Origin of the sequence: Dorea sp. OM07-5 (assembly GCF_003481355.1) — a bacterium.
GTDB classification, from domain to species: Bacteria; Bacillota; Clostridia; order Lachnospirales; family Lachnospiraceae; genus Dorea_D; species Dorea_D hominis.
In genome coordinates this window covers 12,116-38,081 of sequence record NZ_QUKZ01000015.1, presented here as the reverse complement: position 1 = coordinate 38,081, position 25,966 = coordinate 12,116, and the positions used below count along the sequence as shown (strand labels likewise).

At 40.8% G+C, this 25,966-nt stretch carries 27 protein-coding genes, 1 tRNA gene, 2 pseudogenes and 1 riboswitch; of the genes and pseudogenes, 7 read left to right on the top strand and 23 right to left on the bottom strand.

The annotated features are described in order from the left end of the window. Positions 1-12: 12 nt before the first annotated feature. The 6 genes and pseudogenes from DXC04_RS12590 to DXC04_RS12570 all read right to left on the bottom strand — a co-directional run bounded on the left by DXC04_RS12590 (position 13) and on the right by DXC04_RS12570 (position 4,293). Positions 13-1,365 carry an amidohydrolase family protein gene (locus DXC04_RS12590; RefSeq protein ID WP_117538021.1) on the bottom strand — a complete coding sequence of 451 codons (1,353 nt, stop codon included), beginning with the start codon at positions 1,363-1,365 and terminating at the stop codon, positions 13-15. Positions 1,366-1,559: 194 nt separating this feature from the next. Continuing rightward, positions 1,560-1,904, bottom strand: a complete 345-nt coding sequence (locus DXC04_RS12585) for a helix-turn-helix domain-containing protein (protein ID WP_118661164.1) — start codon at positions 1,902-1,904, stop codon at positions 1,560-1,562. 21 nt (positions 1,905-1,925) lie between these two features. Beyond that, positions 1,926-2,096, bottom strand: a pseudogene (locus DXC04_RS16305) (hypothetical protein); the annotation flags it as partial. Positions 2,097-2,108: 12 nt separating this feature from the next. Continuing rightward, entirely contained in the window at positions 2,109-3,134 is a 1,026-nt protein-coding gene (locus DXC04_RS12580; RefSeq protein ID WP_118661163.1) for a PucR family transcriptional regulator ligand-binding domain-containing protein, read from the bottom strand. 64 nt (positions 3,135-3,198) lie between these two features. After that, positions 3,199-3,867: an HAD family hydrolase gene (locus tag DXC04_RS12575; protein ID WP_118661162.1), complete on the bottom strand. Its 669-nt coding sequence runs from the start codon at positions 3,865-3,867 to the stop codon at positions 3,199-3,201. Between the two features lie 69 nt (positions 3,868-3,936). Beyond that, positions 3,937-4,293, bottom strand: a complete 357-nt coding sequence (locus DXC04_RS12570) for a hypothetical protein (RefSeq protein ID WP_021860301.1) — start codon at positions 4,291-4,293, stop codon at positions 3,937-3,939. 195 nt (positions 4,294-4,488) lie between these two features. On the opposite strand from DXC04_RS12570, the gene DXC04_RS12565 reads away from it, so the two are divergent. Continuing rightward, the gene (locus tag DXC04_RS12565; RefSeq protein ID WP_021860300.1) at positions 4,489-5,847 is read left to right on the top strand and encodes an MATE family efflux transporter; all 1,359 of its coding nucleotides are present in this window, start codon (positions 4,489-4,491) and stop codon (positions 5,845-5,847) included. A gap of 102 nt (positions 5,848-5,949) precedes the next feature. Here the strand turns inward: DXC04_RS12565 and DXC04_RS12560 are convergent, their stop codons facing one another. From DXC04_RS12560 to DXC04_RS12525, 8 genes are all read right to left on the bottom strand, one after another. Then, positions 5,950-6,567: a flavodoxin family protein gene (locus DXC04_RS12560; RefSeq protein WP_118661161.1), complete on the bottom strand. Its 618-nt coding sequence runs from the start codon at positions 6,565-6,567 to the stop codon at positions 5,950-5,952. A gap of 163 nt (positions 6,568-6,730) precedes the next feature. Beyond that, positions 6,731-7,207 (bottom strand): MATE family efflux transporter, encoded by a 477-nt coding sequence (locus DXC04_RS12555; RefSeq protein WP_118661160.1) that lies wholly within the window; start codon positions 7,205-7,207, stop codon positions 6,731-6,733. Between the two features lie 83 nt (positions 7,208-7,290). After that, positions 7,291-7,752, bottom strand: coding sequence for a 6,7-dimethyl-8-ribityllumazine synthase (gene ribH / locus DXC04_RS12550; RefSeq protein ID WP_021860297.1), 462 nt, complete (start codon positions 7,750-7,752; stop codon positions 7,291-7,293). 105 nt (positions 7,753-7,857) lie between these two features. Next, positions 7,858-9,054, bottom strand: a complete 1,197-nt coding sequence (locus DXC04_RS12545) for a bifunctional 3,4-dihydroxy-2-butanone-4-phosphate synthase/GTP cyclohydrolase II (protein ID WP_021860296.1) — start codon at positions 9,052-9,054, stop codon at positions 7,858-7,860. A gap of 81 nt (positions 9,055-9,135) precedes the next feature. Beyond that, the gene (gene ribE / locus DXC04_RS12540; protein ID WP_117538016.1) at positions 9,136-9,828 is read right to left on the bottom strand and encodes a riboflavin synthase; all 693 of its coding nucleotides are present in this window, start codon (positions 9,826-9,828) and stop codon (positions 9,136-9,138) included. Continuing rightward, positions 9,810-10,919 carry a bifunctional diaminohydroxyphosphoribosylaminopyrimidine deaminase/5-amino-6-(5-phosphoribosylamino)uracil reductase RibD gene (gene ribD / locus DXC04_RS12535; RefSeq protein WP_118661159.1) on the bottom strand — a complete coding sequence of 370 codons (1,110 nt, stop codon included), beginning with the start codon at positions 10,917-10,919 and terminating at the stop codon, positions 9,810-9,812. The genes ribE and ribD overlap by 19 nt, the downstream gene beginning before the upstream one ends. 276 nt (positions 10,920-11,195) lie before the next feature. Next, positions 11,196-11,310, bottom strand: a riboswitch (FMN riboswitch). 55 nt (positions 11,311-11,365) lie between these two features. Next, entirely contained in the window at positions 11,366-12,484 is a 1,119-nt protein-coding gene (locus tag DXC04_RS12530; protein WP_118520381.1) for a 5-methyltetrahydropteroyltriglutamate--homocysteine S-methyltransferase, read from the bottom strand. Between the two features lie 175 nt (positions 12,485-12,659). Further along, on the bottom strand, positions 12,660-13,574 hold the full coding sequence (locus tag DXC04_RS12525) for a LysR family transcriptional regulator (protein ID WP_117538082.1): 915 nt from the start codon (positions 13,572-13,574) through the stop codon (positions 12,660-12,662). Between the two features lie 139 nt (positions 13,575-13,713). On the opposite strand from DXC04_RS12525, the gene DXC04_RS12520 reads away from it, so the two are divergent. From DXC04_RS12520 to DXC04_RS12500, 5 genes are read left to right on the top strand one after another with little or no spacing between them, the layout of a single operon-like run. Next, positions 13,714-14,154 (top strand): RrF2 family transcriptional regulator, encoded by a 441-nt coding sequence (locus tag DXC04_RS12520; protein ID WP_021860021.1) that lies wholly within the window; start codon positions 13,714-13,716, stop codon positions 14,152-14,154. Between the two features lie 3 nt (positions 14,155-14,157). Then, positions 14,158-14,535: a CidA/LrgA family protein gene (locus tag DXC04_RS12515; RefSeq protein WP_021860022.1), complete on the top strand. Its 378-nt coding sequence runs from the start codon at positions 14,158-14,160 to the stop codon at positions 14,533-14,535. Further along, positions 14,532-15,221, top strand: coding sequence for an LrgB family protein (locus DXC04_RS12510; protein WP_021860023.1), 690 nt, complete (start codon positions 14,532-14,534; stop codon positions 15,219-15,221). Before DXC04_RS12515 ends, DXC04_RS12510 begins: the two co-directional genes overlap by 4 nt. A gap of 26 nt (positions 15,222-15,247) precedes the next feature. After that, positions 15,248-16,999: an ABC transporter ATP-binding protein gene (locus DXC04_RS12505; RefSeq protein ID WP_021860024.1), complete on the top strand. Its 1,752-nt coding sequence runs from the start codon at positions 15,248-15,250 to the stop codon at positions 16,997-16,999. Further along, entirely contained in the window at positions 16,996-18,756 is a 1,761-nt protein-coding gene (locus tag DXC04_RS12500; RefSeq protein WP_118520383.1) for an ABC transporter ATP-binding protein, read from the top strand. The genes DXC04_RS12505 and DXC04_RS12500 overlap by 4 nt, the downstream gene beginning before the upstream one ends. Before the next feature lie 184 nt (positions 18,757-18,940). On the opposite strand, the gene DXC04_RS12495 is transcribed toward DXC04_RS12500, so the two are convergent. The 9 genes and pseudogenes from DXC04_RS12495 to DXC04_RS12455 all read right to left on the bottom strand — a co-directional run bounded on the left by DXC04_RS12495 (position 18,941) and on the right by DXC04_RS12455 (position 24,392). After that, positions 18,941-19,849 carry an EamA family transporter gene (locus tag DXC04_RS12495; RefSeq protein WP_118661158.1) on the bottom strand — a complete coding sequence of 303 codons (909 nt, stop codon included), beginning with the start codon at positions 19,847-19,849 and terminating at the stop codon, positions 18,941-18,943. A 21-nt stretch (positions 19,850-19,870) separates the two neighbouring features. Continuing rightward, on the bottom strand, positions 19,871-20,194 hold the full coding sequence (locus DXC04_RS12490) for a hypothetical protein (protein ID WP_021860027.1): 324 nt from the start codon (positions 20,192-20,194) through the stop codon (positions 19,871-19,873). A gap of 122 nt (positions 20,195-20,316) precedes the next feature. Further along, entirely contained in the window at positions 20,317-21,066 is a 750-nt protein-coding gene (locus DXC04_RS12485; RefSeq protein ID WP_021860028.1) for a YibE/F family protein, read from the bottom strand. Then, on the bottom strand, positions 21,060-22,217 hold the full coding sequence (locus tag DXC04_RS12480; protein WP_243112152.1) for a YibE/F family protein: 1,158 nt from the start codon (positions 22,215-22,217) through the stop codon (positions 21,060-21,062). The genes DXC04_RS12485 and DXC04_RS12480 overlap by 7 nt, the downstream gene beginning before the upstream one ends. Then, a complete protein-coding gene (locus DXC04_RS15590; protein ID WP_158549911.1) occupies positions 22,214-22,384 on the bottom strand; it encodes a hypothetical protein in 171 nt (56 codons plus the stop codon). Before DXC04_RS15590 ends, DXC04_RS12480 begins: the two co-directional genes overlap by 4 nt. A 20-nt stretch (positions 22,385-22,404) precedes the next feature. Continuing rightward, positions 22,405-22,557: pseudogene (locus tag DXC04_RS12475) on the bottom strand (metal ABC transporter solute-binding protein, Zn/Mn family); the annotation flags it as partial. A gap of 523 nt (positions 22,558-23,080) precedes the next feature. Next, positions 23,081-23,151 (bottom strand) — tRNA-Trp (locus DXC04_RS12465). Positions 23,152-23,333: 182 nt separating this feature from the next. Further along, entirely contained in the window at positions 23,334-23,990 is a 657-nt protein-coding gene (locus DXC04_RS12460) for an ECF transporter S component (protein ID WP_021860032.1), read from the bottom strand. 138 nt (positions 23,991-24,128) lie between these two features. After that, positions 24,129-24,392, bottom strand: a complete 264-nt coding sequence (locus tag DXC04_RS12455) for a hypothetical protein (protein ID WP_118661157.1) — start codon at positions 24,390-24,392, stop codon at positions 24,129-24,131. A gap of 164 nt (positions 24,393-24,556) precedes the next feature. On the opposite strand from DXC04_RS12455, the gene coaBC reads away from it, so the two are divergent. Then, entirely contained in the window at positions 24,557-25,768 is a 1,212-nt protein-coding gene (coaBC, locus tag DXC04_RS12450) for a bifunctional phosphopantothenoylcysteine decarboxylase/phosphopantothenate--cysteine ligase CoaBC (RefSeq protein WP_118661156.1), read from the top strand. The last annotated feature ends 198 nt before the right edge of the window (positions 25,769-25,966 follow it).

Below are 25,966 nucleotides of genomic sequence, written 5' to 3'. Positions count from 1 at the left end.
GTCTTCTCCCCTTTATTTCTGGTACGAAAACATTACAAGCTCACCTACTCCGGTCTTTCTTACCATACCAAATTTGCTAATCCATCCACCTGCTCCACAGTTTCTTCTCACCGCACGGTTTTCAAAGGATACAATTTCTCCATTTACGATTGTGTACGTTGCAAGTTTATCGTCCATATCTACAACTGTAACATTCGCAAGTGCGCCAACACCAAGATGACCAATCTTATCTGTCCACCAATTATTTGCTGTTCTATTTCCGATTAACGCTGCCGGATTACAGGTCATTGTCGCAACTGCATCACTCAGGCTTAAAACTCCACTTTGTGAAAGTTCTATAATAGCCGGAATATTATCTCGTGTATCCCCGAATCCTTTCATTGTTCCCTGATTCTGTCCATCCGAAATCAGAATCTTTACTTTTCCTGATTCCAATGCATCATATGCTAATTTCTGCGATTCTTTTGGAAGTTGAAGCCCTTCACGACTTCCTCGTCCTGCACGAAGCATGGTTGTAACAAACTCTGCGGAAATATTGTCTCCATTTACCAGATCAAGAACGCGTTTCATACCTTCTGCTGCTCCCATGTGTGTTCCACATCCTGCCGCTGTAGCATGTGCCAGATGTAATGGACGTCCTTTTGCAAGTGAGACCAGTCTTTCCGCATGTTCTGGGTCCTGTGTATGGGACATATAAATTAGATTTGCTTTTGAAGTAATTTCATAAATCTTATCAATATTTTCATCAGACATAATAAAATGTCCCATATGATCTTTAATTCCAACCGTTAAAGCAGCCGTTGTATTGGTAATTCCATTTCTTGTCATCTTTGTAGATAATGTATCTGCATCTATCTCGCCTTTAAACATACGAATCAACTCATCTACTGACATCTGTGTTCCAAGTACATTTGCAGCTCCAAGATAAACGCCAAGGTTAATCGGAACTCCATGATCTACTTCCGCACCGAGAAGAGATGGTGCCATAAATGTATTTCCGGCTCCCGGTGATAATCCTAATGTCACGCCATCTTCTGCTGCACAGAAAATTGGATTTGTACTTACTTCAAATAAATCACCAAGATGTAAATGCATGTCAACCAGTCCCGGCATAACAGTAAGTCCTTCGCAATCAATTACGCGATCACCGGTCTCTGCTGCGATATCATCTGCGACCTGACAGACAATCCCATCTGCAATCAGGATATCGGTCTGTTTGTCTACTTTATTCTTTGGATCAACAACATGTCCGCCCTTTAAAATTAACCGTCCGCTCTTTTGTATCTGCCCGATTGTATCCTGCATCTGATTCTTTTTTACAGTTGCCAGTGCTCCGTCCAAAAATCCTACTTTATTTTCGTACATTTGTCTGCCTCCTTCTTTGAATACTGTATTGTTATTTATGTGACGTAGTATACCAGACTTTATTTTGACTTTCTTCATCTTTTTGATACTATTTTCTCAGTAAATTATTGTACCAAGTGGACAACAGCGAAAAATATACGAAAAAATATACAGCTAAAAAATTCCTATTTACAAAATTTATTAGCTGTATATTTTTATTTTTCATGCATCTGATATAACTTCAATGCGAGTTCCAGATTTAAACGTTCTTCCTGATCCTGCAGATCCAGTTCTAATATCATTCCCAGTTTACGATATCGGTATTTCATAGAATTGTAATGAATAAATAACTTTTCTGAAGTTATTTTTAAATTCCATCCATTCGTTACCAGAGCAATAAAAGTATCCATCATATCTGTATGATGCTTTCGATCATATGTACAAATTTTTTCGATATATTGTTTTTCAAACTCTTTCGCTTCTGCACTATGACTTACCAGTGACAGCAACTTAAAAATCCCAAGTTCATCATAAAATACAACCGTATCTTCACGTTCCATACTACGGATAATTTCTATCGCTTTTCTGGCTTCTTCCCAGCTGTCATGAATCTGGCTTATATCTTTTCTGTAATTTCCAATTCCGATAGTCGCCGTAAATGGAATTACACGAGCAATCTCATCTTTAATTTCCTTTGCCAGTTTCTTTAAGTTTCCTCTAAACGTCTCTTCATCCTCGTATTTTTCTGTAATAATAAATACAATCTAATCACTTAATTTACTATACACATAGTGTGCATATTCCTGTCCGACACGCTGTTTGCTGATTAACAAAACCCGTGTCATCATTTCCATCATACGTCTGTTTACATTTTCATCCAGATGTTTTAAATACTGTTTTTTAAAATGATCAATATCTACAATAAATACGATTCCACCAAGATAAAAATCCCAGTTATAGATCATCGCACGATTTATGATTTCTTCTTTAGAGTTAATATTTCTGGTTAACATGTCCTGCACAAACTGCTCTCTGTAATCAGCTTCAATTTGGCGCGCTGTAAGTTTTTTCTGTAATTTTAATATTAAAATAGTGCCCGCCTGCTCAATCGCAATCTGATAATAATCCCGAAAGGATTCATCATAGTCGTTCCATTTACTTCCAAATACAAGGTATCCGTATTCTTCTTCATTGATATGAATCCGATACCGCCCTGTTTCTTCTATTCCCCCCTGGGCGGTGTCTTTCGTATAATAAGTTTTATCAAAACAGGTATCTACAAATGCGGCTTCCTGATGAATATGTTCTTCCAGAAAAGATAAAATAGTAGAAATATCTTCATCTTCCAATACCATCTTTGTACAAGCCTGATGCACTCGTTCCGAATACTGCAGGATTCTGGATTGATGATTAATCACCTCCTGCAGCACTGGATTGATCACATCTGCAAATGCAAATTCGAATGGAATAGCAATAATGGGAAAGTTCAATTTATTTGCCTTTTCTATTGCATCTTGCGGATATTCATAAATAAACCGGTCTAACTTTATTCCCAGAGCACATGCTCCATGTTTGTCCAGATTTTCAATTAGAAAAGCTAAATATTCCGGCTGATCTTTGACTACATAACCAGATGTAATCAAAAACTCACCGCCTTTCATCCACTTATAAATATCCGGCGCATCCATAACACTGACCGTTTTCACTTCCCGATCACTGCCGTTTTTCCCGGCTATAATCTTAAAATTCCGAAATATATCCATGGCAAGAATATCTCTGAGTCTTATCATTTTCTCACCCGCATTCCTCTAAACCGCCTTTATTGTCTGTTAATCAACGCAATAACTATTTTTCCTACATTTCCTGTATCAGCTTAACCAGCTTCTCTATGCCATCTTCCGTCCACGCCGGGATCTCCAGAATTGCATTCGGGATGTCCTGATGTCCGGAGTGTGGATTATGCAGCCATACGCAATCCATCTTCGCTGCCAGTGCTGCTCTGCCGCCATTCGTAGAATCCTCAATGACAAGGCAGTTATCTGTCGGAACATTCAGCCGTTCTGCCGCAAGCAGGAACGTATCCGGTTCCGGCTTTGGATGTTCTACATGATCTCCGCTTGTAATGCTATCAAAATACGGCATCAGACCAAGTCTTGTCATTGCATCCATAATCTCACTCTCTGGTGAGGAAGAAGCAACTGCAAGCTTGTATCCCATTTCTTTTAATTGTTTTAAAGCATTTTCTACTCCTGGCATCTCCGGAAATCCTTCTGCCTTAACAATCTGTGATTTCTTCACCTTCATAATCCGATTCATTTCATCCAGATCCGGAAAATCCACTCCATAATGCGCCTTTACCAGATCTCTGAAAAACTGTCTGGTTGATCCGATACATGGTAAATAAATATCATAATCAAACTCCACATCATAGTGTTCTTTTAAGATCTCTTTCCAGCATCGGTAATGCAGTGGCTCTGTGTCGATCAGTACTCCATCCATGTCAAATATAACTGCTTTTATCATCTTGTAAACCTTTCTGTTTCTTATGTCAGTTTTTTATTTATGATATCAAGATTTCTGACATCATCGCAATTATGCTAATATCTCGTCTTTCTTTGCCAGAATTGCTTCGCATGCCGCACATGCCGGACAGTCACAATACTTCGCACCTGCTGCTTTGATCTCTTCTGCATGAGCAAGTATACCTTTTGCAGCATCTCCGAATACTTTTGCTCCCATATCAGATCCTGCAAATGCAATCAGTCCATCGATCGGCATGATATCTTCTTCCAGTTCTGCAATATAATTCTTTGTTACTTCTGCTTCTTTCTCTGTCCCAACTGCTTCAAGCCATGCATTTGCTGCTTCTTTTGCTTCTGCTGAGCAGGATGTTGCCGCGATCAGTTCTTTTGTTTTTTCTGTTACATAAGTTTTTACGTTCTCTGTCATTTCTACACTACTTCCTTTCTTTTATTACCCTTGCCGGAATTCTCTATTTCAAATTATAAGCATATCCGCATAATTTTGCAATCAGGGTTGTATTTCTTTTTTCTGAAATCTATAATGTATTTGCCAGATAGAATTATAGTACTTTACTGTAATTATAAATACAGATTGATCGATTTTAACAGGAGATTTAATAATATGAATGAAACTACGAAAAAAGAATCGCGCCAGATGGATATGCTCCATGGCAAAATTTTCAAAAATATGCTGATCGTTGCACTTCCGCTCGCCGCCTGCAGTATCATGCAGCAGTTATTTAATTCTGTCGGTGTCGCCGTTGTCGGTCGTTTTGCCGGAAGTGAAGCGCTCGCTGCCGTTGGCAGCAATGGGGCTGTTATTAACCTGCTGGTTACATTATTTTCCGGCATTTCACTTGGATCAAATGTAATCATCGCCGGCTATATCGGCGAAGGCAATCAGCAAAAGATTCCAAGCGTTGTACATACTGCCGTTACGCTGGCACTTATAAGCGGAATACTATTACTTCTGCTTGGTCAGATCATTTCACATCCAATCTTGCTGCTCATGGGCGCACCGAAGGATGTCCTTCATCTGGCAACCGTTTATCTGCGGATCTATTTTCTCGGTATGCCTTTCATGATGCTCTATGATTTCGGCGCATCGATTCTTCGGAGTATCGGAGATACAAAACGACCACTTCTGGCATTAATTGTTTCCGGTGTGGTAAATGTAATATTAAATTTCCTGCTTGTTGCCTGTTTCCACATGGATGTTGCCGGTGCCGGTATTGCTACAGTTGTTGCAAATGGTGTAAGTGCACTGCTTGTCATCTTGTTTTTACTGCATGAAGAAGAACCGATCCGGGTTTCTTTTAAAAAGCTCGAAATCAACACTTCGGAACTTATCCGTATTTTAAAAATCGGTGTTCCTGCCGGACTGCAGGGCATGGTCTTTTCTGTTGCCAATGTCTGTATCCAGTCTTCCATCAACAGTTTTGGCTCAAAGGCGATTGCCGGTTCTTCTACTGCGTTAAATTTTGAATACATTACTTATTTTATCGTAAATGCATTTGCGCAGACAACAGTGACTTTCACAAGTCAGAATTACAGTGGAAAAATGTATGACCGTTGCAAGAAAGTCTTTCGGGAAGCCATGCTTGCAAGTATGATTTTCTGCGGGATTTTAAGTATGGTCTTTGTTCTCGGACGTAACTTTTTTATCGGTCTGTATACGACAGATCCGGATGTCATCCACTATGCAATGATCCGCCTTGTGATTATTACTTCTCTGGAACTTCTGACAAGTACTTATGAAATCAGCGGCGCTGCACTTCGTGGGATGGGACACTCAATGACACCTGCCGCACTTACAGTCTTTGGTTCCTGTGTTCTGCGTCTGATCTGGATCTCAACTGCCATCCGTATCTGGCACAATTACACTTTGCTGATCTGGATTTATCCGATTTCCTGGGTACTTACCGGAACGATGGTTTTGACTGCATACTTCCTCACAAGGAATAAACTATTTAATCAATAATGATCGCGTAAAAAAGGATTCGAGATTTCATTTCTCGAATCCTTTTTTATGACAGCGAGTAAATACGCCCTTTCTCGTGCGACATCATTTGATGACTGTAAATCATCGTATAAAGTTTGTTCCCCGTCTTGCTTCTTTTTCCGGCAGTCCATATGCTTCTTTTCCAAGCTTGATACTCTTCATTAAGAATGTCATATTTCTTGCAAGTGTACGCATTGTCTGCAGTCCTTCCGCATCCTGACAAGCTTCCTTCGGTTCTCTTCCATGGATACTGTTCCAGTACTGGCTGGATGCGACCGGCATTCCGGAGATTGTAAAATATTTATTCAGTTCATCAAAAGTCGCTGAAAGTCCGCCTCTTCTTGCGGCAACTACACTGGCTCCGACTTTCATCGTCTTATCAAAATGTGTACTGTAGAACAGACGATCCAGATAAGCGATCAATGTTGCATTTGCGGATGCATAATAAACAGGACTCGCAATTACAAGACCGTCACATGCTTCAAATTTTGCTGCGGATTCATTTACAATATCATCAAAAACACATTTTCCTTTTTCCATACATGTATAACAGGCAACACATCCTCGGATGTCTTTGTTTCCGATATCGAGAATCTCTGTCTCGATTCCCTCTTCACGAAAAATCTTCACCATCTCTTCTAAAGCAACTTTTGTGTTTCCTTTTACATGTGGACTTCCATTGATCATTAATACTTTCATCCTATGCTTCCTCCTTCTTTTGGTAATAATAAACTCAACAGCAGTGATACAACAAATACACTGACAATCACGTTACCACTAAACACATCACCAACTGCCTGTGGCTTAGTGCAATCTTTGTCACTATAAATATAATTGAAAGAAGGATCCAAAGATCAGGGAGTTAGCCTGTTAGCTTATGAATCCATTTATAACTTTTAAAACGCAGAAAAATCGGCAGACACTTAAATATCTGATCTGACTGAACTGCGATCACTACTATTTCAACTGGAAGTTTCCAGTAAAATGCAGTTAAAAAGGATAATGGCATGACAATCCCCCAAACCGAGATCAGGTTAAGATACATGGAAAATTTTGTATCTCCACCACCCTGAATGAGCCCCACTCCAACCGGCATTTGATACGCCATTCCAACCATAACCACACTCATGATCATCATAAAATGATCTGCATATAAAGTTGCCTGCGCACTTAACCGGTACATAGACAATAAGGGGGCTTTCAATGCATGTTGACACTGTATGCTACCAAATTCTGCAATGCGATCACTGCCATCAACTTGAAAAAGGACCGGTAAAACACCGGATCCTTTGAAAAAAATGATTGCTTCATTTATTTTTTTTCCTCTCTGACCTTTCATGCAGGTTTTTGTACTTTATATTTTATATCATTTCGCATAAACAGGTAAAGGAAAACATAAATTTTCTGCTACTTCCTTCTCGCTTATATTGTTCTGAGCAGATTAACCATCTCAACCGCGCCAAGTGCACAATCATATCCTTTATTTCCGCCTTTACTTCCGGCGCGCGCAATTGCCTGTTCAATGTTTTCTGTTGTAAGCACTCCAAACATAACCGGTATTCCGCTTTCCAGGGAAACTGTCGCAATTCCTTTGGACACTTCATTGCAAACGTAATCATAATGCGTTGTATCTCCACGGATAACCGCGCCAAGACAAATCACTGCATCGTACTTTCCGCTTTTTGCCATTTTCGATGCAACCAGTGGGATTTCAAATGCTCCCGGTACCCATGCGATATCTACATCTTCGTCTTTCACATCATGTCTGAGCAATCCATCCATTGCTCCACCTACCAGCTTTGATGTGATAAATTCATTAAATCGTCCTGCTACGATTCCTACTTTCATGTCTGTTGCAACTAATTTTCCTTCTAATGTATTCATGTCTTATCCTCTTTTCTTTTTCAGAGTCATTTCCGGCTCTGTTTTATTTATGTATTGTTCCTGAACAATCTGCTTCTGTCAAAATTATCCCTCTGTTTTGTCTGTTTAAAATTGTAATAAATGTCCCATACGTTCCTGCTTTGTCTTCAAATATTTCAAATCATAATTCGTTGCATCCATCTGGATCGGCACGCGCTTGCTGATCTCCATTCCGTAATCCTGGAGCTGATATACTTTATCCGGATTGTTTGTCAGAAGACGAAGCGAACGGATTCCAAGCTCTCTTAAAATCTGTGCTCCGATATAGTACTCTCTCTGGTCTGCCTCAAATCCCAGTGCCAGATTTGCATCCAATGTATCCATCCCATTATCCTGCAGACAATAAGCCTTTAATTTATTAACCAGACCGATTCCGCGTCCTTCCTGCCGCATATATAAAAGTACTCCACGTCCTTCTTTTGCAATTTCTTTCATGGAACATTCAAACTGCTGTCCACAGTCGCAACGGAGAGATCCAAATACATCTCCGGTAAGGCACTCCGAATGTACCCGGCATAACACATTTTCTCCCTCTCCGATCTCGCCCATAACAAGCGCAATGTGATGTTCCTGATTCAATTTATTCACATAACAATACGCAGTAAATAATCCGTATTTTGTCGGCATCTTCGTTACTGCCTCGCAGGAAACGAGTGTTTCTTTTACTTTTCTGTACTCCTGCAGCTCTTTGATAGTCATTGTCGGAATTCCATGTTTTTCTGCAAATGCTTTTAATTCGCTTGTACGCATCATCGTACCGTCTTCCTTCATGATCTCACAACACAGCCCACATTCTTTAAGCCCGGCTAAGCGCATAAGATCTACGGTTGCTTCTGTATGTCCGTTCCGTACCAGCACACCGCCGTCTCTTGCAACCAGCGGGAACATATGTCCCGGTCGCCTGAAATCTTCCGGTTTTGCACCGTCTTCAATGCATTTTCTTGCTGTAAATCCACGTTCCTCTGCTGATATTCCGGTTGTTGTATCCACATGGTCAATAGATACGGTAAACGCAGTTTCGTGATTATCTGTATTGTGTGCAACCATTGGTGCCAGTGAAAGGCTTGCTGCTACTTCTTTGCTCATCGGCATACAGATTAGCCCTTTCGCATGCACTGCCATAAAGTTTACATTTTCTGTTGTCGCATACTGTGCCGCACAGATCAGATCACCTTCATTCTCTCTGGTCTCGTCATCCATAACAAGAATATTTTTCCCATCCCGCAATGCTTGTAAAGCATTTTCTATCTTTTGAAATTTCATAGTTTCTCTCCTTCTATTTTACTAAATTATTAATTCTCTGCTGAACCTGTCATCGACAGTTTCCTCTTGATCTCCTGTCTGTTAATACCCGTAACGTTCCAAAAATTCTGCCGTAATTCCACTTGATTTTGAAGATTTACCATTTTTTCTATCTGTATTTCCTTCTGGTTTCTGCAAATTACTGTTCCTTTCCCGCAAGAATTTTTCCACATATTTTCCGATACAGTCTGTTTCCAGGTTTACCGGATCCCCCACTTTCTTTTCCTGCAGTGCAGTATGACTCAGTGTATGTGGAATAACAGATACCTGAAAGGTTTTATCGTCAACTGCCGCTACTGTCAGACTGATTCCATCGATTGTGATCGATCCTTTTTCTACTATATAGTGTAGTATCCCAGCTGTTGTTTCAATCGTATACCATATTGCAATACTGTCTCTTTGCATTTTGCGGATTGTGCCTGTCCCATCGATATGTCCGCTGACAATGTGACCGCCAAATCTTCCGTTTGCCGCCATTGCCCGTTCCAGATTCACTTTGCTTCCTCTTCTAAGAAGTTTAAGGGAAGTCCGGTTCATTGTCTCATGCATAACATCTGCACAAAAACTGTCCGTGTCATATTTCGTCACTGTCAGACAAATACCGTTGACGGCGATGCTGTCTCCTATATGAATATCTTTTAATATTTCCTTTGTCTGGATCTGAAGACGGATTGAGGCATCTTCTGTCCGGATACTGCTTACCTTTCCAACCTCTTCTATGATTCCTGTAAACATTTATATTTCACATCGCTTTCTATTAAAAAATCTTCTCCGATCTGTTTGAGCCGACTGTTCACCAGTTGATATGCATCTGCCGGTTCATCAACGCCCATACCGCCTACCGGTCCGATTCCGGTGCCCCCGAAAATCTTCGGTGCAATATAAGTCTGTACACGGTCCACAATCTGTGCTTCTAATGCACTTGCATTTAATGTGCCGCCTCCTTCCAGCAAAATGCTGTCAATTCCAAGTGCTCCGATTTTCTGTACAAGCTCTTTAAGATCTATTTTCCCATTCTTCTTACTGATCACCAGAACTTCACAGCCTGCTTTTTGATAAAGTTCTATTTTCTCCCGGTTTGTTTCACATGTTGCAAAAATTGTCCTTACCTGCCTTGCTGTCTTCACAATCTGCGAATCCGTTGAAGTGCGAAGCGACGTATCACAAATGATACGGACCGGATCTTTTCCATTGGCAATCCGGCAGGTCAAAAGCGGATCATCTTTTCTGACTGTTTCACTTCCTACCATGATCGCCTGATATTCCAGTCTTGTTTTCTGAACGCACATTCTTGCCGTCTCACCGGTAATCCATTTGGATTTTCCGCTTGCAGTTGCAATCTTTCCGTCCATCGTCATTGCATATTTCATTAATATATAAGGAATTTTTGTTGTTATATATTTCCGAAAAATATGTGTCAGTTCCATGCATTCTTTTTCCAGAACCCCAACTTCTACTTCCACGCCTTTTGATTTCAAAAGCGCAATACTTTTTCCTGCCATCAAAGGATTCGGATCTGTCATTCCTACAACAACTTTTCGAATCCTGTGTTCTAAGATTGCTTCCGTACATGGCGGCGTCTTTCCATAATGACAACAAGGTTCCAAAGTCACATAAAGAGTTGCTCCTTCCGAAGATTCTTTGCAGTTCTTTAATGCATTGCGCTCTGCATGCAGTCCGCCATAATATTCGTGATAACCTTCCCCGATAATCTTTCCGTCTTTGACAACCACAGCACCTACCAGCGGATTCGGGTTCACTCTTCCCTTTCCTTTTTCAGCAAGCGTAATCGCACGCTGCATATAAAATTCTTTCTCATCTGTCATTCCTTTTTCACCTCCTGTTTTCTACAGCAATAAAACACGTTTTGCGAGTTTTATTTGCTGATTAGCGGGTCGTTAAATGCAACCATTCAAGCATGGCGCATTTTCCTCGTCGCCATAACAAAAAAGAAAATGCCTTGAATTCTACCTCATTCAAGACATTTAAAAGTTTCTTTTGATTATTTTATCAGATATAAAATATAAAAAGCTCTGAAATGGATGTTCATTCCAGAGCTAAATGTTCAAATCTGATTCTTCGTATTGCTTATCAAAGATTCTTCTCATCTTCTTTCATCCAGACTATACTGTCGGCTTCGGAATCTCACCGAATCATACCTTACGGCTCGCGGGCTTTACCGCCGGTAGGGACTTACACCCTGCCCTGAAGATAGTTATTCAATTGACTGCCTTTATTATAGCACTGCGCAAGAATCTGTCAAGAGAGAGTTTTATCCCCACACTTCTTCTGCTACTTCTTTAACGAGTGCAAGTTTTGCCCATTGTTCTTCTTCTGTAAGTTTGTTTCCAATCTCGCAGGAAGCGAATCCACACTGCGGACTTAAACACAGACGGGAAAGTGGTATATATTTTGCAGCTTCATGAATTCTTGCAATGATCTTGTCTTTGTCTTCCAGTTGCGCAGATTTTGTTGTCACAAGTCCGAGTACAACTTTCTTCTCGCCCGATACGGCTGCCAATGGCTCAAATCCACCGGAGCGCTCATCGTCAAATTCCAGATAATATGCGTCTACATTTTCTCTTGCAAATAATACTTTTGCAACGCTGTCATATGCTCCGCTGCTTGCATAAGTAGAATGAAAATTACCGCGACATACATGTGTATTGATGATCATATCCTCTGGTTTTCCTTCAATTGCAAGATTATTAATACGAACAAGCTGCTCTTTGATCGCTTCCAATCCTTCTTCATCTGTTCCGAAAAATGCTTTTGCATTTGGATCTACCAGCATGCCCCAGGAGCAGTCATCTAACTGTAAATTTCTGCATCCTGCTGCATACAGATCTTTGATCACTTTACGGTATCCTTCTGCAATATCCTGCACCAATTCTTCTGTATCTTCATAATATTTGCTCGTATTCGGCATTGCAAATGGCATGATCATCTGTTCTAAAAACTGTGCCGGAGCAGGAATTGTCTGTTTTGCAACTGTGTTTTCATCTTCCAGTGCTTTCACAAAACGGAAATGCTCTACAAACGGATGCTCTCCTGTTACAGCTACTTTTCCTGTCAGGTAAGTGTCATCGATCATAGCTGCTTCCCCGTGGAACGGAAGTCCTGTCTCTGTTTTGCTGTGTCCGACTCCGTCAAATCCCCACATGAAATCCAGATGCCAGGTTGCTCTTCTGAACTCTCCGTCTGTGAGCACTTTGTATCCTGCTGCCTTCTGTTTTTCAACCAGTGCGCGGATTTCCTGATCTTCTACACTTGTCAGTTCTTCTTTTGTAATGGTTCCTGCCTCATATTTGCTTCTTGCCACTTTCAGCGCTTCCGGACGCAAAAAGCTTCCTACATAATCATATCGAAATGGTGTGTTCTGTTTTGCCATTGTAATTCCTCCTCTGTAATCTATTTTTATTTGCTTTGGTATCTTGTGTACAATGGCTATTATATCGGCATTCCTGTTATTCGTAAAATACACAAAAATAGTTGTTTGTCATAACTTTAAGCTATATCAAGCAACTATTTCTTATACGCATTATTTATAATTAAACTCTAAAAAACTATGGTGACAGCGGATTTGTAGCATATTTCCGCAGTGCCTTAAGATACGCATCTCCAAGTTTACTCGGATGAAATTTCTTATGCAACAGAATTCCAATCTCCATCTCACCTTCTTCATCCAGCGGAACTGCAACAATGTCTGAACTATTCAGATCTTCATCAATCACACCACTGCACACCGTATATCCATTCAGACCGATCAGCAGATTAAATAATGTTGCCCGGTCTCTTACACGAATATTTTTCGGACGCTCTACCATGCTGAATATTTCCTCCGAAAAATAAAATGCATTATGCTCTCCCTGTTCAAACGACAGGTACGGATATGGTTTCAGTTCTTCCATTGTCACGCTTTTCCTGCCTGCAAGCGGACTTCCGGAACTTACAAAAATATGCGGTCGTGCGACAAACAGTCTCTCAAAGCGGAGATCATTCGACTTCAGAAGCTTGTCGATCACCGCTTCATTAAAGCAGTTCTTATATAAGATTCCGATTTCACTTTTCAGACTTGCCACATCTTCAATGATTTCATATGTCTGTGTTTCGCGTAGAGAAAAATCATATTTTTCATTTCCATATTCTTTAATCAAGTCAACAAAAGCGTTTACTGCGAAAGAATAATGTTGCGTCGATACACAGAATTCCTGTTTTCTGGCACTTTTATTCATGTATTTTTCTTCCAGAAGTTCTGCCTGTTCCAACACCTGTCTTGCATATGCAAGAAATTCTTCACCGTCTTTTGATACAACAATTCCTTTGTTGGTCCGATCAAAGATCCGCACATGCATTTCTTTTTCCAGCTCTTTGATTGATTTTGTCAGACTCGGCTGTGAAATAAACAGTTCTTTTGCAGCTTCTGTCATCGTACCTGCCTTTGCAACTGTAACTACATATTTTAATTGTGCCAGTGTCATCCTCCCTGCTCCTTCCTGTGTGGCATTTGGTGTTATCATACTTTCTTTTTCCTTTCATTGTCAACTTTTTTTGATTCTTGTCTTGAATCCCCTATTACCCTCCGCTATAATAGGTTATTGATGATTGGAGGAAAAAAATATGATTTCTACAAAAGGCAGGTATGCCCTTCGCGTTATGTTAGATCTTGCCATGCAGGATCCTGAGCGTTATATTCCGCTGAAGGAAATTGCCTCAAGGCAGGAACTCTCAGAAAAATATCTGGAGATCATCCTGAAAACACTTGTAAAACAGAAACTATTACGGGGTATGCGTGGAAAAGGCGGCGGATATCAGCTGACACGCGCACCGAAAGACTATACCGTTGGCGAGATTCTCATGCTTACCGAAGGTAATTTATCTTCCGTAGCCTGTCTTGCACCGGATGCTGAATCCTGTGACCGTGCTTCGTGCTGTCTCACATTACCAATGTGGCAAAAATTCGATTCTATGGTGCATGATTTCTTTTTTGGCATTACCTTAGCCGACCTTTTGGAAAATCGCTCTGGTCAAACAACAGAAAATCAATCACAGGAGTTGTAACAAATGAAATTTATTAAACAATTTGGCATTATTCTTGCCATCTCTTTTATCGGAGAGATTATGAATTATCTGATTCCTCTCCCGGTTCCGGCAAGTATCTACGGTCTTGTTCTGATGCTTCTCTGTCTGCATTTTGGAATTGTACATATTGATTCCGTGAAGGATTCCGGCAAATTTCTCATAGAAATCATGCCACTCATGTTCATTCCTGCGGCCGTAGGTCTGATCGAATCCTGGAAAACCATCGGTTCCAAAATCGGAACTTACCTTATTATAACGGTATTATCTACCATCTTTGTTATGATTGTCGCCGGTCACACGACACAGGCATTTATCCGCTTTTCAAAAAGCAAAGACAATCAGGAAAGGAAGGACTCATGAATTTTTTTGAAAACTCTGTCTTCTTCGGCGTCACAATAAGTCTGATCGCTTATGGCTTTGGTCACGCCCTACAGGGCAAGTTTAAGCTGGCTATACTGAACCCGCTCCTCATCTCTGTGGCATCTATTATCGCCCTGCTTGCGGTCACCCACATTGATTACAAAGCTTATTACAGTGGCGCACAGTACCTGAGTTATCTGCTCACGCCTGCAACCGTCTGTCTGGCAATTCCATTGTATGAACAGTTCGAGCTGCTGAAGAAAAATCTGGCTGCTGTCATATGTGGAATCTTCTCCGGAGTTTTTGCATCCTTATGTTCCATTCTTGCAATGGCTGTATTCTTCGGCTTATCCCACAAAGAATACATTACATTCCTTCCGAAGTCTATTACAACAGCAATTGGCATTGGTGTATCAGAAGAACTTGGCGGATATGTGACATTAACGGTTGCCGTAATTATCCTGACCGGTATTCTCGGTAATATTATTGCGCCGTTTATCTGTCGCCATTTCCGAATTACAGAACCGATTGCACGCGGAATTGCTATTGGAAGTGCTTCGCACGCCATCGGTACTGCAAGAGCTATGGAAATGGGCGAGATTGAAGGTGCAATGAGCAGTCTTTCCATTGCGGTGTCGGGACTTATCACAGTTATCGGTGCATCCATATTTGCACAATTTATGTAGTATCAAATAACTATGGAGGATTCTTTATGCGAAAACTTGTAATTTATCTTTCGAGTTATAAAAAAGAGAGCTTTCTGGCTCCCTTTTTCAAACTTCTGGAAGTCGTTTTCGATCTGATCGTACCACTGGTTGTGGCACGGATCATCGACGTGGGCATTGTGAACAATGACCGCATTTACATTTTACAGCAATTTCTTATCCTGCTCCTGATGGCAGCGATCGGACTTGCCTGCAGCTTTACGGCACAATTTTACGCCGCAAGAGCCAGCGTAGGCTTTGCTACAAAAGTAAGACAGGCTCTGTTCGACCATATTCAGACGCTTTCCTTTACAGAGCTGGATACACTTGGTACAGACACGCTGATCACAAGGATCACCGATGATGTAAACCAGGTACAGAACGGTCTGAATCTTGGGCTTCGTCTTCTTCTTAGAAGTCCTTTCATTGTAATCGGTGCAATGGTTATGGCATTTATGATCAATGTGCGCTGTGCCCTGATCTTTGTTCTGGCGATCCCAATTTTATTTGTCGTCGTATTTTCAATCATGCTTGTCAGCATCCCGCTTTTCAAAAAAGTACAGGGACACTTAGATCATGTAACCGGGCTTACGCGCGAGAATTTAACCGGTGTACGTGTTATCCGGGCTTTCTCCCAGGAAGAAAGCTCTGTCCGCGACTTTGACAGTGCCAACCTCGCTCTGACAAAATTAAATGAATTTGTCGGACGTATTTCTGCATTGTTAAATCCACTGACTTATCTGTTGATCAATATGGCAACGGTCTTTCTGATCTACAAAGCCGGAATTGAAGTAAATCTTGGAAATTTAAAGCAGGGACAGGTCGTTGCCCTTTATAACTACATGGCTCAGATTATTGTGGAGCTCATCAAACTGGCTTCCCTCATTATCACTCTGAATAAATCCATGGCATGCGCAGATCGTGTAGCTTCTGTCTTCAACCTTTCTTCTTCCATGACTTATCCGGAAGAAACAAAAGCGGACAATGACAATACCGACACAGCCGTTGCTTTTGAGCATGTCAGCTTTACTTATGAGGGCGCAGGTGCCGCCAGCCTGAGTGACGTTTCATTTTCTGTAAAGAGGGGACAAACCGTCGGCATTATCGGCAGTACCGGAAGTGGTAAGTCCACACTAGTAAATCTGATCGCCAGATTCTACGATGCAACTGCCGGTTCAGTTTTTTTAAATGGAAAAAACATAAAAGATTACAGCCGCAATGATCTCTGCGACAGAATCGGCGTCGTTCCGCAGAAATCCGTTCTGTTCAAAGGCACCATCCGCGATAATCTCCACTGGGGCAATCCGGATGCAACAGATGAGGAGCTCTGGAATGCACTGGATGTTGCACAGGCAAGAGATGTTGTAGAAGCAAAAGAAGGTTGTCTTAATTTTGATATTGCACAGAACGGACGTAACCTCTCCGGCGGACAACGTCAGCGTCTGACGATCGCCCGTGCACTTGTCAAACATCCGGAGCTTCTAATTCTGGACGACAGTGCCAGCGCACTTGATTTTGCCACAGACGCAGCACTTCGAAAAGCACTGCATAATTACTGCAAAGGAACAACAACTTTCCTTGTTTCCCAGCGTGCAGCCAGCATCCGTCAGGCAAATCTCATCCTTGTACTGGATGATGGATCTCTTGTCGGTACCGGAACTCATGATGACTTATTAGAACATTGCAGTATTTATCAGGAAATCTATTATTCGCAATTTCCGGAAGAACGCAATAAAGGAAGAAAGGAGGCAAACGTATGAACCCGAACAAAAACAGCTCCAACCAGAAAAGCTTAACAACTCTCTGGAAAGTATTACGTTTTATCGGAAGATATCGCTTCCTTCTGATTCTGTCTATCCTGTTTGCCTGCATCACTGTCGTCATGCAGTTATATGTGCCAATCCTGTTCGGAGATGCGATTGACCAGATCATCGCGGAGCATCAGGTACATTTCCATAAAATGATATATTTCCTCGGTCGCATAACAACTCTGGTTATCCTTTCCAGTATCATTACCTGGTTTATGAATATGATCAATAACCAGCTGACTTACCGTACCGTACAGGATATCCGTTCAAAAGCGATCCGGCAGATTCAGCGTCTGCCACTTTCTTATCTGGACGGACACAGTACCGGAGACATTGTAAGCCGTGTCATTGCAGACACAGACATATTATCTGATGGTCTGCTTCTTGGCTTCACTCAGTTGTTTTCCGGAATTGTAACAATTATTGTAACTTTACTTTTCATGTTATCCAAAAATATCTGGATTACTTTACTTGTCATCGTATTGACACCGTTTAGTTTCTTTGTTGCGAAATTTATTTCTTCTCGTTCTTATGAGATGTTCCACAAGCAAAGTACTACACGTGGAAAGCAGACAGCTCTTATTGAAGAAATGATTGGAAACCAGAAAATCGTACATGCTTTTGGATATGAAACCACAGCATCTACACGCTTTGATGAGATCAATCAGGATCTGAAAGAATACAGCCAGAAAGCTGTCTTTTACAGCAGTCTGACAAATCCGTCCACACGTTTTGTCAACAACATCATTTACGCAGGTGTAGCGCTTCTAGGTGCCTTCCTTGTTCCTTATGGAATGTTGACCGTCGGCGGGCTGTCCGTTATGCTCTCCTATGCAAACCAGTATATGAAACCATTTAACGATATCAGTTCCGTCATTACAGAGCTGCAGAATGCGCTTGCATGTGCTTCCCACATTTTTGAGCTTCTGGAAGCAGAGCCGGAATCTGCGGATTCAGCAAATGAGCTGACAGATATAAAAGGAGAAGTGACCATTGATAACGTATCCTTCAGTTATGATCCGTCAAAAGAGTTGATCCGTGATTTTAATTTAAACGTAACACCGGGTATGCGTATAGCGATCGTTGGTCCTACAGGCTGCGGAAAAACAACACTTATTAACCTGCTTATGCGGTTCTATGATGTTCAGAGCGGTTCTATTTCCATTGATGAACAGAACATTCAAGAGATTTCCCGCCATTCTCTGAGACATAGTTTTGGTATGGTTCTTCAGGATACATGGATTAAATCCGGGACTGTCCGCGAGAATATCTGTATCGGAAAGCCTGACGCAACAGATGAGGAAATTCTCGAAGCTGCTAAACGATCCCACAGTCTTGGATTCATCCGTCGTCTGACGGATGGGCTGGATACGATGCTCCACGAAGACAGCTTAAGCCAGGGACAAAGGCAACTCCTTTGCATTACGCGTGTCATGCTCTGTCTGCCGTCTATGCTGATTCTTGATGAGGCAACTTCAAGTATCGACACACGTACAGAAGTGCAGATTCAGGAAGCGTTTGACAGACTCATGCAAGGACGTACCAGTTTCATCGTTGCACACCGTCTCTCAACGATCCGAAGCGCCGATCTCATCCTTGTGATGAAAGACGGAAAAGTAATCGAACAGGGAACACACGATGCACTGATGCACGCCGGCGGTTTCTACAAAGACTTATACAACAGCCAGTTTGCAAAGGTAACCGAATAATTATAACAATAGACCCTACCGAACCTGCCACTGGCTGATTTCTATAAATATTATAGCGATGCAAAAAGCAGATTCTGTATGAATGCTCTTCATACGGAATCTGCTTTTTATAACTGATTATTTATTCTGTTTTCTATATACTCTTTTTGTATACATTCTGCCTGAATTCTGCAATCTAATAATCTTATACGTCATATACTCCCATGATCACAATACCGATTGCGACAAACAGGATCATCAAATAATGCTTCCATGAAAGCTTCTCCTTTAAGAAGATACGGCTCCACAAAACCGACACAACGCAATAAGATGAGATCATCGGCGCGCTCATTGTAAGATGCTTACTGTCTGCAATTGCAAAAATGTAAGCAAACTGTCCTGCTGTTTCACAAATAGCTCCTGTATACTTTGGAACTTCTAATTTCAATGTAAAATGATCTTTCTTGATCACAATCACATAAATGAAGCAGACAATAGCTGCGAAGAAGAATGTCAGCTCATATGCTACATTTGCACTGCTTTCATTCAGTGTCTCAAGAACACGGTTATCTGCATATGTCCCTGCTGCATCCAAAAGGCAATATGCAAGCGGCAGTGCCAGAGCCAGCCAACTCTTTGCATATTGATAATTTCCTGCTTCCTGACGCTTCTTGCGAAGCTCATCATCCTCTTTGGACTCAACAACACCCAGGCCGATTACTCCGACGCATACAAGAATAACTGCAATCAGTATTGCCTTATGCTCTGTATCAAACTGTCCGGTTACCAGCGTTGTTACTGCTACAAGTGCGCCGGATGCATTACAGATTGGTGAAGAGATGGACAATTCAATGTACTGCAGTCCCAGATATCCCAGTGTCATAGAACCGATATATAATAAAGATACCGGTAAATATGTCCAGATTACATGAAGGTTAATCTCTACTCCCTGAACAAATATCTCAATCGCCGCATGGATACCCATAACTACACCAACAGCAATTACCATTTTTAAATGATTGTACTTTTCATTACCATTACGGCAGCCAATCTTCGAAAAAAGATCTGAGCCACTCCAGCAAAGAAGCGCAATCAATGCAAGCCAAAACCACATTTTTTATTTCTCCTCTATTCTTTAGTTTTTCTCTGTATCTTCAGTCTTAGCTCCATCAAGGCTTTCCAGGCTGGAGAAAAATAATTCATAGAAGTCATCTTCTGCTGTCAGCATCGGGGAATTCTCACCACCGCCATTCGTGCTGCGTTTCATTGCCGCGTGAAATTCTTCACCACTGGCAATCAGCTCCATCTCATATAGCTCGTATCCCATCCCACGGCAAGTTCTGCAAAAAGCACTCACCGGATCGGATTCCAGGCGCGTCCCAAGAAGCTGTTTTCGCAAATCCGGATCCTTCCCTGCCCTTATCTGCAATTCATCCAGAATCTCCACCACGTTTCTCATATTTCTCACTCCTGCTTTTTCTTTTGTGGACTTCACATGACTAAATTGATACATGAATCAGTCACCATGATACCAAAAGTAGGAATACCTTGTCAAATAATTCGAATGTCTTTTATCTATTTTCAGGCTTTTCTGCTTTGTTTGCCTATCAATAATGCCGCCATCGGCATCACGATAACGCATGCAATCGCACCAAATATCATAGATACACAATTTTGAAACAGTATTTTTGAATTCAATAATGTTTCCAGCGTATAATTCCGCATCTTCAAATACGAAAATAGCAATAAAGATTCTCCAAGATAAGCAAATAGTAATGTATTCACTGTTGTTCCGATTACTTCTCTTCCAATCTGTATTCCACTTTCTATAATTTCCACAATACTCATATCCGGTTTATGAATGCTGATTTCATATACAGAAGTTGTCACAGTAAGCGCCATATCAAGCACAGCTCCTAATGTACTGAGTATAATCACAGCTATTGCAACATTACGCATATTGATATCAAGGTCCATATTATAATACAACACATCCTCTTCCGCCGCCTGAATCTCATTCAGCCCTCCTGTTTCGCTGCTCCATACTATTATATAGATAAAAACAAATAGAACTGTCATTGTCAGTAATGTTGCTATAAATGCACTCTTTGTCTTGACATTTGTGCCATTTTGATAAAATAACGTTATGCAGGAAATAATGACAGCTGCTCCGACTGTAACCAGAAGCACCGGTGCACCCGCGGCCATGAGCCAGATTGCCAAACTTAGAAACAGCATATTTCCACACAATGAAATAATGGATACAACCCCTCTGTCTCCACCAATAACGACAATCAAGAACAGTAACAGCAAACCAAGTATTATCAACATGTCTTCTTCACCTTTCTCACTGTTAATTTCATCATCACAGATGTGATCAGAATGGATACAGGTATTGCCAATACAATTCCAATACTCTCTACAAAGAATCTACATAATTCGCAAGGTATATGCAATCTGATAATCGTCATAAGCCGAACACTGTTATTCATTCTGATCAGACACATCGGAATCAAACCACATCCAAATACAAAAAGCAACACATTAATCATTGTTCCCATAATGTCATATCCAATCTCTCTTCCGGACCGAAACAACTCCCGGAATGTAACTTCCGGCTTCTTCGTAACAAGTTCACTCAGCGCCGCTGCAATTGCCACTGCAACGTCCATAATCGCGCCAAGTCCAGACAACAAAATCTCCGCATGAAAAATCTTGTCTGGAGTATCAATGCTTCCCAAATATTCCATCGTAGAATAATCTAACTCATCAACATGACGAATCACAACGTCAAATACTCCCATGATCATCGCCAGTACGAGCAATGTTGACACTAGTGCTGCCCATGTTTTTCTATGGATTCCGTTTAAACCAACCAATGTAAAAACTGCAAAGAAAATTACCATTTTATTACAGATTGCTACCACGTCTGCCTCATCACTACTACTTAGAAATCCGATCGAAAATATTATGATGTTGATTCCCACCGTCACGATAGTGAGTATGCCTTTCTTTCCCGCAATGGTCATCAATATAAATATCAAAAGCCCCAATAATATGACAAGTTCAGCATCCCTTTTCTTTCCTTGAATACCGGAACCCACATTACTGTAAGATCCACTCAACAGTACTTTATCGCCTTTGTGATATTTCTGTTTCAACATTCCTGTATCTGTGTATTCATTGGAAAAGTCAACAACTTCTCCTTTATTTTTCCCATTCAGCACGACACCCCGAATCTTTTGCTTATATTTGATCTCATGTGTTCCACGGGTGCTCTTATTCTCTCCCACCTTGCTTGTCTCAACTTTTGTCAGTTTTGCAATCGGCGTCTGATACAACCAGGCATCATTCATAACAAATATAACCATAATCAGATATATCATTCCGAATATTCCATATAGCTTTGCTCTTTTACTTTTCTTTATGTATTCTTTTATTTTCTTTGTAATCAGTTTCATTTTTTTCTTTTCTTTTCTCATTTTATCTGTAATTTTGAATTTACAAGATGACCATACAACATATCATCTTCGGATTCTTTATATGTTTCGAATGTACCAGTTACCTCTATCTCTGTCTCATCTTTAGGGGTATTCATCCTGACTATTTCTTTCCTGTTCGGAAAATCTTTTTGTATAGCTGTCTGCATATCGGAACCTCCTACTGCAAAGCTTCTTTCAGTGCACCGTCTACCCATGCATCAGACTCTCCTCCTACATAGATGAACAGATCACAATCTGATACTTTTGCAAGATCTGCTGTTGTCGGTTGATAGCTGTGTAAATCCACACCATTATCAAGGAACATGGTCAGTTCCATGTTCTTGCTTTTTTATGAATAAAACCCTCCGTTATTTTGCATATTTTCTAAAAAAGCATACAAAAACAAGACGGTATCTTTTTATACCATCCTATTTTCCAGAAACGTTTTATTCAATCATTTATCCTGACCTTCTGGCTTACCAAGGAGAACGTAAGCAAAATCCAACAGCATGCCGGAAACAGAGAAACTACAGCTATTAACACAAAATTTCCTGTACAGTAACATGCTGTCCTTGTATAGATTTCAAATAATTAACTAACTCTGTCATCTGTTTTGTCTTGTATCTGGCTTTTGCCATTTCGATCTCTCCCCTTCAATTTGGAAATCGTTTTCATTCTATCACAGCATTTAATCTTGTCAATATAATTTGGAAATCATTTTCATTTTTCTTAGATTTCTTCTGGTACTTTGTTCGTTCCCATCAGTATCAAAACCATTTACATATAATACAGAATACTAAAAATTGCTCTTTCTTATAACACAAAAAGAATCTGAAAGTCTTAACTTTCAGATTCTTAAGGAGCAGGGGATGAGAGAATCGAACTCCCGCCAAAGGTTTTGGAGACCCCTATCATACCACTTGACCAATCCCCTATGTGCTTGTCTGTGCGATTGACACTAGATATTTATACCACAGATCAGCACTATATGTCAATACTTTTTCTAAATTTTTTCATTTAATTTTTATATCTCTTTATTTAGAAGGCATGATTTCCTATCGCATAAATAAGGCGACAGAAAAATCTGCCGCCTTATAATTATATTCTGTATTATATTTATTTTGCCACTTCTGCACGTCCTATTCCGATATCCATCTTCTTGAATACACTGAGCAAGACTTTCCCAATTGCGAGTACAAGCACTGCTGCTGCAATCGCTTCCGGGATTCCGGATGCTGTTACGGTTCCCATGACAAGGCCCCATACTGCACTGACCGCAACATCTTTTGCTTCTGCATACTGCTTTGCAAACAAGAGATAAATACTTCCCATCACACAGATTGTATTCACCATTGATCCTGCAAATCCAACAATTGGAAGTGCAATAACTGCATTCATCTTAATCTTCTCAAACAAAATCCAGAGCCATCCTGCAGCTACTCCGATCAAAATTCTGCATCCTACAGATATCCAGATTGCCTTTACTGCACCAGTAAGTCCTGTTGTGCTCATAAATGGTGAGAACGCAAAGGATAACAATGTTGGAGCCATCGTGTTGCTGATCAGAGAGCAAATACCAAATACGCCGCCAAGAATTGCTCCTGCTGCCGGTCCAAGTAAAATCGCTCCGAGAATTACCGGGATGTGTACCGTTGTCGCCTTAATAATCGGAAGCTGGATCATCCCAAGCGGTGTGTTCGCCAGTACGATTACAATTGCTGCCATAAGTGCAACACTTACCATCCACTTTGTGTCGTGTTTCTTTGTTTTCATTATTCAATTCCTCCTTGTTATCATTCCTGCCTTGCAGGATACAATACAATTACGCTCGTTATTGTATCATCCCAGACACGATAGCACAAGGATTTTCTTGTATAATTTTACGTACTTTATAATTCTACAATCTTTGCTTTATGATAGATTTTCGGAAGGAATTTCTTTCATATTTTTTTCAGATAAATTTACTGTCGGAATCGTCGAAATTCGGATATGGATATCTTCTTTAAATTCTTTATTTAAACGAATCAGATTCTCTTTAATTCTCTGTTCTATGCAGGACTTCAGAATCTTCTGTGCAAAATCTGCCTGTAAAAGCACTTCTCCACCACTGATTGTCACACCACCGCCAGAATGAAAGAAGAAAATCGTCATCTTTGCAATTATTTTAACAATCATTTTCGCTAAATGTTATAAATTATTTAGCGTTTAGTATAAGTTTGTCTTTCATATTATGAAGCATTTCATACCACAGGAAAGTCATCCACTTGCAAGATTCTGAAAAAAACGATATAGTGAACATTAGAATACTAGAAAATATCAGAATAGAAAGAGGTTTTTTTATGAACTTAAAAGATAAACATGTCTTGCTTGGCGTAACAGGTGGCATTGCCGCATACAAAACTGCAACTCTTGCAAGCAGTCTTGTAAAAAACGGCGCAGATGTCCATGTGATCATGACTGAAAATGCAACAAATTTTATTACACCTGTCACATTTGAAACTCTGACCGGGCACAAATGTATCATTGATACTTTCGACCGCAATTTTGAATTTAAAGTAGAACACATATCTCTTGCACAGATGGCAGATGTCATCATGGTTGCCCCTGCAACTGCAAACGTCATTGCAAAACTGGCACACGGTCTTGCTGATGATATGCTGACAACAACGATTCTCGCAAGCAAAGCGCCAAAACTGATTGCTCCGGCAATGAATACCGCCATGTATGAGAATCCAATCACACAAGATAATCTGAAACGCCTGCAGTCTTATGGAATGGAAGTCATCACACCGGCAAGCGGACGTCTCGCTTGTGGTGACACCGGAGCCGGAAAAATGCCGGAGCCGGATACTTTGCTTCAATATATTTACAGAACGTGTGCATGCGAAAAAGATATGACAGGCATGAAAGTACTGATCACAGCCGGGCCTACCCAGGAGGCAATTGATCCAGTCCGTTATATTACCAATCATTCTTCCGGGAAAATGGGCTATAATCTTGCCAGAGCCTGTATGCTACGTGGTGCGGATGTCACTCTCGTAACCGGAAAAACATCCCTGACTCCTCCGCTTTTTGTTGAAACGATTCCTGTCGTAACTGCATGTGATATGTACGAAGCAGTCACCGAGAGAAGTGCCGACATGGATCTCATCATCAAAGCTGCTGCTGTCGCTGATTACCGTCCTGCTATTGTTGCTTCTGAAAAGACAAAAAAAGCAGACGGACAGCTTTCCATTGAACTGGAACGCACCGATGACATTTTAAAATACCTCGGCGATCACAAAAAACCGGGGCAGTTTTTATGTGGCTTTTCTATGGAAACGCAGAACATGATTGAAAATTCCAGAAAGAAACTGGATAAGAAACATTTAGATATGGTAATCGCTAACAACTTAAAAGAAGCCGGCGCCGGCTTTGAAACAGATACGAATATCGTGACAATCCTGACGAAAGATACCACTATAGAGCTTCCGATCATGAGCAAGGAAGAGGTTGCTTTTCATATTCTGGATCACATCCTTGTCTGTAAAGATGCAAAAAACGAAGTTTAGATATAAATTACTCTATGTCCCTGGTTCATCTGCTGTTTTAGTTTTTCAGACGATGAATCGTCATTAAATTTAATCATAGCGATGAAACAAGGCGGTGCTATAGATGTCCAATTCTATACCACCGCCTTATTATAATTCTTTACTTAATATAATACTCTCAGGTTCTTACTCACTTCATGCTTCCACAAACTGTCTCTG